Origin of the sequence: Defluviimonas aquaemixtae, from assembly GCF_900302475.1 — a bacterium.
GTDB lineage: Bacteria > Pseudomonadota > Alphaproteobacteria > Rhodobacterales > Rhodobacteraceae > Albidovulum > Albidovulum aquaemixtae.
The window spans coordinates 881,276-893,109 of record NZ_OMOQ01000001.1 but is presented as its reverse complement, the minus strand read 5'-3'; the positions used below and the strand labels follow the sequence as shown (position 1 = coordinate 893,109).

At 66.9% G+C, this 11,834-nt stretch carries 14 protein-coding genes; 13 read left to right on the top strand and 1 reads right to left on the bottom strand.

Annotated features, from left to right (window positions below):
• Positions 1–21: 21 nt before the first annotated feature.
• The 9 genes from alr (at position 22) to DEA8626_RS04355 (ending at position 7,594) form a co-directional block, all read left to right on the top strand.
• Positions 22–1,068, top strand: coding sequence for an alanine racemase (gene alr, locus DEA8626_RS04395; protein ID WP_108851831.1), 1,047 nt, complete (start codon positions 22–24; stop codon positions 1,066–1,068).
• The gene (locus tag DEA8626_RS04390) at positions 1,065–1,847 is read left to right on the top strand and encodes an MlaE family ABC transporter permease (protein ID WP_108851830.1); all 783 of its coding nucleotides are present in this window, start codon (positions 1,065–1,067) and stop codon (positions 1,845–1,847) included. The genes alr and DEA8626_RS04390 overlap by 4 nt, the downstream gene beginning before the upstream one ends.
• On the top strand, positions 1,844–2,590 hold the full coding sequence (locus tag DEA8626_RS04385) for an ABC transporter ATP-binding protein (protein ID WP_108851829.1): 747 nt from the start codon (positions 1,844–1,846) through the stop codon (positions 2,588–2,590). The genes DEA8626_RS04390 and DEA8626_RS04385 overlap by 4 nt, the downstream gene beginning before the upstream one ends.
• A 74-nt stretch (positions 2,591–2,664) precedes the next feature.
• Positions 2,665–3,000, top strand: coding sequence for a hypothetical protein (locus tag DEA8626_RS04380; RefSeq protein ID WP_108851828.1), 336 nt, complete (start codon positions 2,665–2,667; stop codon positions 2,998–3,000).
• Between the two features lie 40 nt (positions 3,001–3,040).
• Positions 3,041–3,487 (top strand): paraquat-inducible protein A, encoded by a 447-nt coding sequence (locus tag DEA8626_RS04375; protein ID WP_108851827.1) that lies wholly within the window; start codon positions 3,041–3,043, stop codon positions 3,485–3,487.
• Between the two features lie 137 nt (positions 3,488–3,624).
• Entirely contained in the window at positions 3,625–4,992 is a 1,368-nt protein-coding gene (gene radA, locus DEA8626_RS04370; protein WP_108851826.1) for a DNA repair protein RadA, read from the top strand.
• Positions 4,993–5,009: 17 nt separating this feature from the next.
• Complete coding sequence (locus DEA8626_RS04365; RefSeq protein WP_108851825.1) at positions 5,010–5,615, top strand: CvpA family protein; 606 nt, start codon at positions 5,010–5,012, stop codon at positions 5,613–5,615.
• 96 nt (positions 5,616–5,711) lie between these two features.
• Complete coding sequence (purF, locus tag DEA8626_RS04360) at positions 5,712–7,175, top strand: amidophosphoribosyltransferase (RefSeq protein ID WP_108851824.1); 1,464 nt, start codon at positions 5,712–5,714, stop codon at positions 7,173–7,175.
• On the top strand, positions 7,172–7,594 hold the full coding sequence (locus DEA8626_RS04355; protein WP_108851823.1) for a DUF1284 domain-containing protein: 423 nt from the start codon (positions 7,172–7,174) through the stop codon (positions 7,592–7,594). The genes purF and DEA8626_RS04355 overlap by 4 nt, the downstream gene beginning before the upstream one ends.
• Before the next feature lie 57 nt (positions 7,595–7,651).
• Here the strand turns inward: DEA8626_RS04355 and DEA8626_RS04350 are convergent, their stop codons facing one another.
• Positions 7,652–8,242, bottom strand: a complete 591-nt coding sequence (locus DEA8626_RS04350) for a biotin transporter BioY (protein ID WP_108851822.1) — start codon at positions 8,240–8,242, stop codon at positions 7,652–7,654.
• A 107-nt stretch (positions 8,243–8,349) separates the two neighbouring features.
• Here DEA8626_RS04350 and DEA8626_RS04345 point away from each other — a divergent pair, with 107 nt between their 5' ends.
• From DEA8626_RS04345 to DEA8626_RS04330, 4 genes are all read left to right on the top strand, one after another.
• Entirely contained in the window at positions 8,350–9,006 is a 657-nt protein-coding gene (locus DEA8626_RS04345) for an SDR family NAD(P)-dependent oxidoreductase (protein ID WP_108851821.1), read from the top strand.
• A 116-nt stretch (positions 9,007–9,122) separates the two neighbouring features.
• On the top strand, positions 9,123–9,908 hold the full coding sequence (gene surE, locus DEA8626_RS04340; RefSeq protein ID WP_108851820.1) for a 5'/3'-nucleotidase SurE: 786 nt from the start codon (positions 9,123–9,125) through the stop codon (positions 9,906–9,908).
• A complete protein-coding gene (locus tag DEA8626_RS04335) occupies positions 9,905–10,546 on the top strand; it encodes a protein-L-isoaspartate(D-aspartate) O-methyltransferase (RefSeq protein ID WP_108851819.1) in 642 nt (213 codons plus the stop codon). The genes surE and DEA8626_RS04335 overlap by 4 nt, the downstream gene beginning before the upstream one ends.
• Positions 10,547–10,603: 57 nt before the next feature.
• On the top strand, positions 10,604–11,794 hold the full coding sequence (locus DEA8626_RS04330) for a peptidoglycan DD-metalloendopeptidase family protein (RefSeq protein WP_108853310.1): 1,191 nt from the start codon (positions 10,604–10,606) through the stop codon (positions 11,792–11,794).
• Positions 11,795–11,834: the final 40 nt, after the last annotated feature.

Here is an 11,834-nt window from a genome sequence, read left to right as displayed (position 1 = left end):
AAGCTGTCAAAACCCAGGGCCATGGCCCGGGCGACCCTTACTATCGACCTTGACGCGATCACCGCCAATTGGCGGGCGCTCGCCCGCCAGTCCGGAACGGCGGAGGCGGGCGCCGTGGTCAAGGCCGACGCCTACGGGCTCGGCGCGACGCGGGTGGCCAGGACCATCGCGGCGGCCGGGGCACGGCGGTTCTTCGTCGCAATCTCGGAGGAAGGCGCGGTTCTTCGTCCGGCACTCGGGCCGGAGGCCGAGATCTTCGTTTTCTCCGGGCATATGGAGGGCGACGCCACGCGCATCGCTGAACACGGCCTGATCCCGCTTCTGAACTCCCTCGAACAGGTCCAACGCCACCTTGCGAGCCTTCCCGCCCACCCCTTCGGCATCCAGCTCGACAGCGGCATGAACCGGCTCGGACTTGAGGAGGCGGACTGGAACGCCGTCTCGGGGTCGATCCTGTCTGAAAATCCGGTCCTGATCATGTCGCATCTCGCCTGCGCCGACGAGCCGGAGCATCCGATGAACGCGTCCCAGCTTGCCTCCTTTCGCCGGATGACGGATGGGACCCGCGCGCCCCGCTCACTGTCGGCCACGGGCGGCATTCTTCTAGGCAACGACTACCATTTCGACGTGACCCGCCCCGGCATCGGACTCTACGGCGGCCTGCCATTCGAAGCCGCGAGGCCCGTCGTAAGCCTGTCACTCCCGGTAATCCAGGTACGCGAGGTCCAGCCTGGCGAAACGGTGGGCTACGGCAACACGTGGACCGCCCGGAAGCAGGCGCGGGTGGCGACGCTGGCGGCCGGCTATGCCGACGGGCTGATCCGCGCCATGACCGGTCGCGCGCAGGTCTTTGCGGACAGGACGCCTTGCCCGCTCGTCGGGCGCGTGTCGATGGACCTCATGGGCGTCGATGTCAGTCATCTGAAGGCGGTGCCCGAGGCGCTCGACATCCTTTGCCCCAAGCAGGGCATCGACGCGCTCGCCGACTATGCCGGGACGATCGGCTACGAAATTCTGACGGCGCTCGGCGGACGCTATGCGCGCCGCTACGAAGGTGCCGCCGCATGAGCATCCTCGCGCCCCTCGCGGCACTCGGTCGGACCGTGCTCGGCGGGCTCGCGATACTCGGCCGTCTGGCGCTCTTTGCAGCCGAGACGCTGAGCCATCTTTTCCGCCCGCCCTTCTACCCCAAGGAATTCCTCGCCGCACTCATGCAGATCGGCTGGTTCAGCCTGCCGGTCGTCGGCATGACCGCGCTCTTCACGGGCGGCGCGCTCGCGCTTCAGATCTACGCCGGAGGGGCGCGCTTTTCGGCCGAGGCGGTCGTGCCCTCGATCGTGGCGATCGGCATGGCGCGCGAACTTGGCCCGGTCCTCGGCGGGCTGATGGTGGCGGCGCGCGTCGCCTCCTCGATCGCGGCCGAGATCGGCACGATGAAGGTGACCGAGCAGATCGACGCGCTCGTGACCCTGTCCACCCACCCGATGAAATATCTCACGGTCCCGCGCGTCCTGGCGGCCACGCTCGCCGTGCCGGTCCTCGTCGCGGTCGGCGATTCCATCGGCATCTTCGGCGGCTATCTCGTCGGCGTGAACCGGCTCGGCTTCAATCCGGCGGCGTACCTCAAGAACACACGCGACTTCCTTGAAATCTGGGATGTCGTATCGGGCCTCTGGAAAGGGGCGGCCTTCGGCTTCATCGTGGCTCTCATGGGCTGCTACTACGGGATGCATTCCGAACGCGGCGCTCAAGGCGTCGGCCGCGCCACGAAATCGGCGGTCGTCGCGGCCTCGGTCCTGATACTGGCGACGAACTACCTGCTGACGGAGGTTTTCTTCTCCGCATGATCACGCTTTCCGACGTCCACAAGGCTTTCGGCTCGAATCGCGTGCTGCGCGGGATCGAGCTCGAAGTGCCCACCGGCGAAAGCATGGTTATCATTGGCGGCTCGGGCACCGGAAAGTCCGTTCTTCTCAAATGCATCCTCGGGCTAGTTCATCCAGACAAGGGCAAGATCACGCTGGACGGCGAAGACGTTGAGACGGCCTCGCGCGATGCTTTCCTCGCCCGGTTCGGTATGCTGTTCCAGGGCGGCGCGCTCTTCGATTCGCTGCCGGTCTGGCAGAACGTGGCCTTCCGGCTTCTGCGCGGCGCGCTGAAGCGCCCCAAGGCCGAGGCGCGCGACATCGCCATCGAAAAGCTGCGCCGCGTCGGGCTGAAGGCGGAAACCGCCGATCTCTACCCCGCCGAGCTGTCGGGCGGGATGCAGAAGCGCGTGGGTCTCGCCCGTGCCATCGCCGCCGAACCCGAGATCATTTTCTTCGACGAACCCACCACGGGTCTCGACCCGATTATGGCCGGCGTCATCAACGAACTCATCCGCGAGATCGTGACAGAGATGGGGGCGACGGCGATGGTGATCACGCATGACATGAGCTCGGTCCGAGCCATTGCCGACCGGGTCGCGATGTTGCACGACGGGATCATCCAGTGGGCCGGGCCGATTTCGGAATTAGACGAAACACCAGACCCTTACGTCCAGCAATTCATCCACGGCCAAGCGGAAGGGCCGATCGCGGCAATTCGCTAAACGGCCACCCCGCAGATGTTTGACTTTGGTCTTCGCGCAGCTTAGGCTTCCGGGCCGGGGGCTGAAGCGATGCGATGACTTCGGCCGAGGATAGCTTGCCCGCACTCTACATTTTGATCGCGCTGTTCTGCGTTCCGCCGGTCCTGAGCTTGCAGGCCTCGATCCGGTGGTTTCGGCATGTGCGCAAGCGCGGGCGGCCGGGTGTCTGGCCGCTGCTCGGTATCGCTGTCTCCGTCGTGGCCCTTGCCTTCAACCTCGGCGTGATCGGGGTGGACCTCGCGACATCCGGCACCGTCGGTATTGAACTCGGCCAAATCCATGCCTGGACGCTTGGCCTGTCATGGATTTGTTTCTGGATCTGGATCGTCGCGCTTGTCTGGCTCCGCAGGCACCGGCACAAGGTCTACTGAGTCCCTTGGTGCCCGGAAGGCGATCCTGTATCAAACGCCCATGCTGCGCGCCGCAAACCTCGTCCTCCTGGTTCTGTTCCCGCTGTCGTGGTTCGCGCCCTTGATGCGGGCGGGATTGCTGCCGTTTTTCGGTCTCGACGAAATCTCTGTCGTCACAGGTCTGCAGGCGCTGTGGGAAAAAGACGTGATCCTCGCGCTGCTCGTGACCTTCTTCGCGATCTTCGCGCCCTATTTGAAGACTATTGGGCTGGCGCTCGTGCATTACCGGCTCGCGTCACCCCGCATCCTTGGCGTTCTGCACCAACTCGGGCGGCTTGCCATGGCTGACATCTTCCTTGTTGCGATCTACATCGTGCTCGCGAAGGGGATCGGCATGGGCCGGATCGAGACTGCTTGGGGGCTCTATCTTTTCACAGCCTGCATACTCGCCAGTCTCGCGATATCGCATATGACCGAGCGTGAGCGGCTACCGGGCCGGGCGCGCTGAAGCCCGCCGGCGCGGAGGTCTCCGGGTTTCTTCATTGCACCAATACCTCGGGGGACTCCCCGCGTGAGCGCGGACGGGGGGCAGCGCCCCCCCCGGCCCCTCTTGCCGCCGGTGCGGGCTTGGGGCAGTTAAGGCGCATGGCGAAGCCGAGCCCGATCTTCACATGTGCCGAATGCGGCGCGGCCCACAAGAAGTGGACCGGACGCTGCGATGCCTGCGGCGCCTGGAACTCCATCGCCGAAGAGGTGCCTCTTGCCGCCGGGCCCGGCACAAGAACGCTCGGCGCCGCCAAGGGGCGCCGGATCGAGCTGTCGAGACTGTCAGCCGAGGAAACCCCGCCCCCGCGTGCGGCGTCGGGGCTCGAAGAATTCGATCGCGTACTCGGCGGCGGGCTGGTTCCCGCCTCGGCGATCCTTGTCGGAGGCGACCCCGGGATCGGCAAGTCCACGCTGCTTCTTCAGGCTGCGGCGAGCTTCGCGCGGCAGGGCGTGTCCGCGATCTATGTTTCGGGCGAGGAGGCCGCAGCACAGGTGCGGATGCGCGCCCAGCGGCTCGGGCTCGCCGACGCGCCGGTGCAACTCGCCGCCGAGACCGACCTGCGCGACATCCTGACGACGCTCGACGCCGCGCGGCCGGGCCTCGCGATCATCGACTCGATCCAGACGATGTGGGCCGACCATGTCGAGGCCGCGCCTGGTTCCGTCAGCCAGGTCCGCGCCGCCGCCCATGAGCTTGTGAGCTTCGCCAAAAGGCGGGGCACAGCCGTCATCCTCGTCGGCCACGTCACGAAGGACGGCCAGATCGCAGGCCCCCGCGTCGTCGAGCACATGGTCGACACCGTCCTTTACTTCGAAGGCGAGCGCGGCCACCAGTTCCGCATCCTGCGCGCGGTCAAGAACCGCTTTGGCCCGGCGGACGAGATCGGCGTCTTCGAGATGACCGGCGGCGGGCTTTCCGAGGTCGCGAACCCCTCGGAGCTCTTTCTCTCCGAACGCGGGCAGGCGAGCCCCGGCTCGGCGGTCTTCGCGGGTATCGAGGGCACGCGGCCCGTGTTGACCGAGATCCAGGCGCTCGTCGCGGCCTCGCCGCTCGGCACACCGCGCCGCACCGTCGTGGGGCTCGATTCCGGCCGGCTCTCCACGATCCTCGCCGTCCTGGAGGCGCGCTGCGGAATTCCCTTCGCCGGTCTCGACGTGTTCCTCAACGTCGCGGGCGGGATGCGCGTCTCCGAACCCGCCGCCGATCTCGCCGTCGCCGCCGCCCTTCTCTCGGCGCGCGAAGACGTGGCGCTGCCGCCCGACATGGTTGTTTTCGGCGAAATCAGCCTTTCCGGCGCGTTACGTCCGGTCGGTCAGACCGAAAACAGGTTGAAAGAGGCGCAAAAACTTGGTTTCTCACAGGCAGTCGCACCCGACCGGTCCAAGATCGAGGGCGACGGCGGGATCCGGGTGCGCAAGATGCCCGATCTCGTGACCTTTGTCGGCGAGATGTTCGCGGCAGGCTGAGCGCAAGGAGCGAGGGCATGGAAGGTTTCACGATCGTTGACGCCGTGGTGGCGGTCATCCTGCTCATGTCGGCGATCCTCGCCTACAGCCGGGGCGTCGTGCGCGAAGTGCTCGCGATCGCGGGCTGGGTAGCCGCGGCGGTCGTGGCCTTCATTTTCGCGCCGAAAGCGGTTCCTCTGATCAAGCAGATCCCGGTTCTCGACAAGTTTCTAGGCGACAACTGCGAAATCTCGACTGTGGTCTCCTTCGGTGCGGTGCTGGCCGTCGCGCTGATCGTGATGTCAATCTTCACGCCGCTCTTTTCGTCGGCCGTGCAGCGCTCGGCTCTGAGCGGCGTCGATCAGGGGCTTGGCTTCCTCTTCGGCATTCTCCGCGGCGTCCTTCTCGTCGCGATCGCGTTCGTGGTCTATGACCGGGCGCTTGCCGGCTCGTCGATCCCGGCGGTGGACCAGTCGAAATCGGCCGAAGTCTTCGCGTCGCTGTCGGGCAATCTCGAAGAGGCGCTGCCAGAAGACGCGCCGGGCTGGCTTGAGGCGCGCTACGGCGAACTCGTCGCTGAATGCGGCAGCGGCACGACCTCGACGACCCAAACCCAGGAAGAGCCAGCGGACACCGGAAACTGATCCGCTACGATGTCGAGATGTGACACGGGCGTGACATGCCGGCCGGATGGCACTAAACGGTGTGCAGAACCCGTAGCCGGATTCGGAGACTGGCCAATGCGCCCCTTTCTCGCCCACCCCTTCGACGACGACAAGTTGAAGGAGGAATGTGGAGTCTTCGGTGTCATCGGTGTGGCGGAAGCGGCAAATTTCGTCGCGCTCGGCATGCACGCGCTTCAGCATCGCGGCCAGGAGGCCGGGGGCATCGTCTCCTACGATCCGCAGGAGGGATTCAACTCCGTCCGCCGTTTCGGCTATGTGCGCGACAATTTCACCAAGGCAGGCGTGATGGAGACGCTTCCGGGCGCGCTCGCCATCGGCCATGTGCGCTATTCGACCGCCGGCTCCAAGGGTCATACGGCGATCCGCGACGTCCAGCCCTTCTTCGGCGAATTTGCGATGGGCGGCTGTGCGATCGCCCATAACGGCAATCTCACGAACGCCGCCTCGCTCCGCCGCGACCTGATCGAGCGCGGCGCAATCTTCCAGTCCTCGTCGGATTCGGAATGCATCATCCACCTCATGGCGCGGTCGATCCAGAAGTCGATCCCCGAACGGATGAAGGACGCGCTGCGCGCCGTCGAGGGCGCGTTTTCCGTCATCGCCATGACGCGCACCAAGCTTATCGGGGTCCGCGACCCCTTGGGCGTCCGACCGCTCGTCCTCGGCAAGCTCGGTGACGGCGCTTACGCGCTCTCGTCCGAAACCTGTGGGCTCGACATTATCGGCGCGGAATTCGTGCGCGAGATCGACCCCGGCGAGATGGTTGTCATCGCCGACGGCAAGGTCGACAGCTCGCGCCCCTTCGCTCCGGCGAAGGCTCGGTTCTGCATCTTCGAGCACGTCTATTTCTCGCGCCCCGACTCCATCCTCGGCGGGCGCTCGGTCTACGAGACCCGCCGCCAGATCGGCGTCGAACTGGCCAAGGAAAGCCCGGTCGAGGCAGACCTTGTCTGCCCCGTCCCCGACAGCGGCACCCCGGCCGCGATCGGCTATTCGCAGGAATCGGGAATACCCTACGCGATGGGCATCATCAGAAACCAGTATATGGGCCGAACCTTCATCGAGCCGACCGAGCAGATCCGCAATATGGGCGTGCGGCTGAAGCTCAACGTCAACCGGGCGCTCGTCAAGGGAAAGCGAGTGATCCTCGTCGACGACAGCGTCGTGCGCGGCACGACGAGCCGCAAGGTCAAGGACATGATCCTCGAAGCAGGCGCGGCCGAGGTGCATTTTCGCATCGCCTCGCCTCCGACCGCCTGGCCCTGTTTCTACGGAGTCGACACTCCTGAACGCGAAAAGCTCTTGGCGGCCACGATGTCAGAAGACGAGATGAGAGAATGGATCGGGGTCGACAGCCTCAAGTTCATCTCGCTCGACGGGCTCTACCGCGCGGTGGGCGAGGCAGGCGGACGGAACGCCAAGACCCCGCAATACTGCGATGCCTGCTTCTCTGGCGAGTACCCGGTCGCGCCGTCCGATCAGATCGCGAAGGGCTTCGCAATGAAGGCGGCGGAGTGAGCGGGCAGCGCATCCGCTACCGGCCCCATCACTTCCTTTGCTCACTCGGCTTCGAGGGCAAAGGCTACTCGGACGCCTTCACCGCCAACATGGACGCCATCGTGATGGGGCGGCTCCGCGCCGAGGGCGGCGATGCGACCGAGATCGAGGTGACGGGCGCGGCGGACGACATCTGCGCCCCCTGCCCCAAGCGCCGCGGGCGGCTTTGCACGAACGAGCCGAAGATCAAGCAACTGGACCGCGCCCATGCCGCCGCACTGAGGCTCGCGCCCCGCGAGCGGCTGACCTGGGGCGAAGCCAAGGTGCGTATTCGGGCGAACGTTGCGCCGGGCAGCCTGAAAACCATCTGCCGGGGCTGCGAATGGGAACCGCTCGGCCTCTGCGAAGCCGCCCTCGCCCAGCTGCACGACGAGACGTGATCCAAAGGAAAACGCCGCCCGGACGGGCGGCGTTTGCGCTTTCACTTGGATCGGCGATCAGGCCCGGCGGCCCTTCAACGCCGCCCAGGCACCAGTGACGACAAGTGCCGCTATCACCGCCTTCACCGTGTCGCCGATCAGGAACGGCGCGATGTAGTAGGTCCAAATCATCGAGAAGCTGTCGGCGCCCCACTTCGTCGCGTCGAGGCCAAGGGCTGCGTCCGCCAGCATCGCCCAGGCGACGCCGGGGACGTAGAGCAGGGCGGAGATCGCGATGGCTACCAGCGCCGTCGGCACGAACCGCTTCACGCCCAGATCAGAGGCGAGACCGGCGAGGAAGGCCATGCCGACGAAACCGATCAGAAAGCCCGCAGTCGGACCGGCGAAGGCCGCGCCGTTCATGCCGTTGGCGAAGACCGGAAGCCCCATTGCGCCCTCGGCGAGGTAGGCCACGAGCGTCAGCGCGCCCATCCGCGCGCCGTAGGTCAGCCCCACGATCAGGATCGCCAGTGTCTGGAGCGTCATCGGCACCGGGATCATAGGAACGGAAACCTGCGCGGCCAGCGCGATGAAGAGCGATCCGCCCAGCACCATGAGCGCACGGGCCGGGAGCGACTGGGAGGGCACGAGGGCCTTCGAGAGCGTCATCTGCGGAATCCTTCCTCTGTCAGATTTTCCCGGCAATTTCGCTGCGGCGCGGCGGCAAGTCAATCTATTCTGTTGTAAACCGGAGTGCCGGATGCAAAAGGGGCGCCATGACCGACCAGACAAAAGCCAAACCGGCCCTCGTCACCGGCGCCTCGCGCGGCCTCGGCTTCGCAATTGCCTCCGAACTGGGCGCACGCGGCTGGCATGTCATCGCCGTGGCCCGCACAACCGGTGGGCTCGAGGAACTCGACGACCGCATAAAGGCGGCGGGCGGGGCGGCCACGCTCGCGCCACTCGACGTCACCGACGACAAGGCGATGGCGCATCTCGCGCGCTCCATCGCCGAGCGCTGGGGTGCGCTTGGCCTCTGGGTGCATGCCGCGATCCACGCCGCGCCACTCTCGCCCGCCGGCCATATCGACCCGAAGGACTTCGACAAGTCTCTTGCCTGCAATCTCCGCGCCCCGGCCTCGCTGATCCCGATGCTCGAGCCGCTCCTGCGCGCAGGCCAGGGCAGCGCAATGTTCCTCGACGACCCGAGGGGGGGCGAGAAGTTCTTCGGCTCCTACGGGGCGACCAAAGCCGCGCAGATCGCGCTCGCGAAGAGCTGGCAAGCCGAGAGCGCGAAGATCGGCCCGCGTGTCCTTGTTGAGACGCCGCGTCCGATGGCCACGGCCACGCGCGCCCGGTTCTTCCCCGGCGAAGACCGGACAGCCCTGGCCGACATCCATGACGAGGCCGCGCGTCTGCTCGCGGCGCTCTGAGCGTTCATGCTGGCCCAAACACCTCGCCCCGGCGCCGCACGCCTTCCCCCGGTCACCCAGCGCTTTACGCCCCCGCGCCGCTCGTCTAATCAGGGGCAAAGAACCACAGGTCGGGCATGCGCATCCTCATCACCAACGACGACGGCATCAACGCGCCGGGGCTCGAGATCCTGACCGCCATCGCCGAAGAGATCGCGGGACCCTCGGGCGAAGTCTGGACCGTCGCCCCCGCCTTTGAGCAATCGGGCGTCGCGCACTGCATCAGCTACACCCACCCGATGATGATCCTGAAGCTCGGGCCGCGCCGCTACGCTGCCGAGGGCAGCCCGGCCGACTGCGTCCTCGCCGGGCTCTACGACGTCCTGCAGGGCGAGCGTCCCGATCTGGTCCTGTCGGGCGTCAACCGCGGCAACAACGCGGCCGAGAACGTGCTCTATTCCGGCACGGTCGGCGGCGCGATGGAGGCGGCGCTCCAGGGTCTGCCCGCGATCGCGCTCAGCCAGTTCATGGGGCCCCTCACCGAGGATCTCGAAACCCCGTTCGAGGCCGCCCGCGACCACGGCGTCGCCGTGGTGCGCACGCTCCTCGACAAGGGGATCTGGGACCGGGGCGACTACCGGCTTTTCTACAACGTCAACTTCCCGCCCATCGCGGGCAGTGTCGTGAAGGGCATGAAGGTCGCCTCGCAGGGCTATCGCACCGACACCTTCTTCGGCGTCGAGCCGCATGTCTCGCCCTCCGGCAAGAAGTTCCTCTGGATCACCGGCGGCCCGCAGCATCTGCCGACCGCGCCCGGCACCGATGTGGCGGCCAATCTCGACGGATTCATCTCGGTCACGCCGATGCGCGCGGATCTCACAGCACATGACGCGCTCTCTGATCTTGAGGTGCGGCTCGCATGACCGATCTCGCCGAGCGGAAGATGCGCTTCCTCTATTCGCTCCGCTCGAAAGGCGTCACCGATGCCCGTGTCCTGACCGCGATGGAGAAGATCGACCGCGGCGACTTCGTGAAGGGTCTCTTCGCCGAGCGCGCCTACGAGGACATGCCGCTGCCCATCGCCTGCGGCCAGACGATCAGCCAACCCTCGGTCGTGGCGCTCATGACCCAGGCGCTCGACGTAAGCCCGCGCGACAAGGTGCTGGAGATCGGCACCGGCTCGGGCTACCAGGCGGCGATCCTCAGCCAGCTCGCGCGCCGGGTCTATACCGTCGACCGCCACCGCCGCCTCGTGCGCGAGGCCGAGGCGGTGTTCCAGCGCCTCGGCCTTACCAACATAACGGCGATCGCCGCCGACGGCAGCCACGGCCTGCCCGATCAGGCGCCGTTCGACCGCATCCTCGTAACGGCCGCCGCGGAGGATGCCCCCGGGCCGCTCTTGGCTCAGTTGCGCGAAGGCGGTATCATGGTGTTGCCGGTGGGGCAGTCGGACACGGTTCAGAGCCTGATCAAGGTGACGCGCAGCCCCACGGGATACGAGTACGACGAGCTTCGGCCGGTGCGCTTCGTGCCGTTGGTCGAAGGCCTGGGCCAGGAATAGGCCCCGTGAGATAACATGAAGCCCGGCCAACAGGGCGAGCGAGACGAGGATACGAGCATGACCCCTTCCCGCACGAAGACCATCCGCCTGCGCGCCGCGCTCGTGGGTACCAGCCTTTTGGCGCTCGCCGCCTGCGAGCCGAGCGGCAATTTCGACCTCGACCTGCGCAGCTTCGGCCAGGGCGGCGGACTCGACACCACCGCTGCGGCGGAACAAGCCGTGCAGGCGCGTCCCGCTCCGGATGCGCGCGGCATCATCGCCTATCCCGGCTATCAGGTCGCCGTGGCCCGGCGGGGCGACACGGTCGACAGCGTCGCCGCCCGGATCGGCGTGCCGGTCGGAGAACTCGCGAGCCACAACGCGATCGCTCCGGGCACCCTTCTGCGCGACGGCGAGGTCCTGGCGCTGCCGCGCCGCGTCGCCGAACCCTCGCTCGCGACGGGTGCGCGCCCTGTGGGCGCTGGCATCGACGTCACCACCATCGCCTCGGGCGCGATTGATCGGGCGTCGCCCGCACCCGGCGGCACATCCGGCACCGGCGTTGCGGCCGGCGCCTCGACAATCGGCTCGACCGAGCCCATCCGCCACCGCGTGATGCGTGGCGAGACGGCCTATTCCGTAGCCCGCCTCTACAACGTCAACGTCCGCGCGCTCGCCGACTGGAACGGTCTCGGCTCCGATCTGGCCGTGCGTGAAGGCCAGATGCTCCTCATTCCCGTCGCCGCGACCGGGACCGGCGCGACCGATGTCGTGACCGCGCCCGGCCAGGGCTCGCCCACGCCGACGCCGCCTTCAGCCGCCAGGCCCCTGCCGGACGAGAAGACGGCCGCGGCGGCCGAGCCCGTCAAGACGCCGCCGGCACCCGATCTCGGCGCGCAGACGACGGCCGCGACGCCCAAGTCGCGGCTCGGGATGCCGGTTCAGGGCAAGATCATCCGCACCTACCAGAAGAAGAAGAATGAAGGCATCGACATCGCCGCCGGCGCCGGAACCGCCGTGGCCGCGGCGGGCGACGGCACCGTGGCCGCGATCACGAAGGACACTGACCAGGTGCCAATCCTGGTCGTCCGCCATGACGGCAACCTCCTGACGGTCTACGCGAATATTGACGACATCGCAGTCGCGAAGGGGGCCAAGGTCAAGCGCGGGCAGTCCATTGCGAAGGTTCGAAATGGCGACCCGGCCTTCCTGCATTTCGAGGTGCGCCAGGGCTTCGACAGCGTCGACCCGATGCCCTACCTGCAATAGGGGGCGCCGCCCCCTCGCCCCGGAGTATTTTGGGACGTAA

Bases quoted from the DNA above. Each gene is read 5' to 3' on its own strand.
- alr (WP_108851831.1), top strand. From the start codon at position 22: ATGGCCCGGGCGACCCTTACTATCGACCTTGACGCGATCACCGCCAAT.
- DEA8626_RS04390 (WP_108851830.1), top strand. From the start codon at position 1,065: ATGAGCATCCTCGCGCCCCTCGCGGCACTCGGTCGGACCGTGCTCGGC.
- DEA8626_RS04385 (WP_108851829.1), top strand. From the start codon at position 1,844: ATGATCACGCTTTCCGACGTCCACAAGGCTTTCGGCTCGAATCGCGTG.
- DEA8626_RS04380 (WP_108851828.1), top strand. From the start codon at position 2,665: ATGACTTCGGCCGAGGATAGCTTGCCCGCACTCTACATTTTGATCGCG.
- DEA8626_RS04375 (WP_108851827.1), top strand. From the start codon at position 3,041: ATGCTGCGCGCCGCAAACCTCGTCCTCCTGGTTCTGTTCCCGCTGTCG.
- radA (WP_108851826.1), top strand. From the start codon at position 3,625: ATGGCGAAGCCGAGCCCGATCTTCACATGTGCCGAATGCGGCGCGGCC.
- DEA8626_RS04365 (WP_108851825.1), top strand. From the start codon at position 5,010: ATGGAAGGTTTCACGATCGTTGACGCCGTGGTGGCGGTCATCCTGCTC.
- purF (WP_108851824.1), top strand. From the start codon at position 5,712: ATGCGCCCCTTTCTCGCCCACCCCTTCGACGACGACAAGTTGAAGGAG.
- DEA8626_RS04350 (WP_108851822.1), bottom strand. From the start codon at position 8,242: ATGACGCTCTCGAAGGCCCTCGTGCCCTCCCAGTCGCTCCCGGCCCGT.
- DEA8626_RS04345 (WP_108851821.1), top strand. From the start codon at position 8,350: ATGACCGACCAGACAAAAGCCAAACCGGCCCTCGTCACCGGCGCCTCG.
- surE (WP_108851820.1), top strand. From the start codon at position 9,123: ATGCGCATCCTCATCACCAACGACGACGGCATCAACGCGCCGGGGCTC.
- DEA8626_RS04335 (WP_108851819.1), top strand. From the start codon at position 9,905: ATGACCGATCTCGCCGAGCGGAAGATGCGCTTCCTCTATTCGCTCCGC.
- DEA8626_RS04330 (WP_108853310.1), top strand. From the start codon at position 10,604: ATGACCCCTTCCCGCACGAAGACCATCCGCCTGCGCGCCGCGCTCGTG.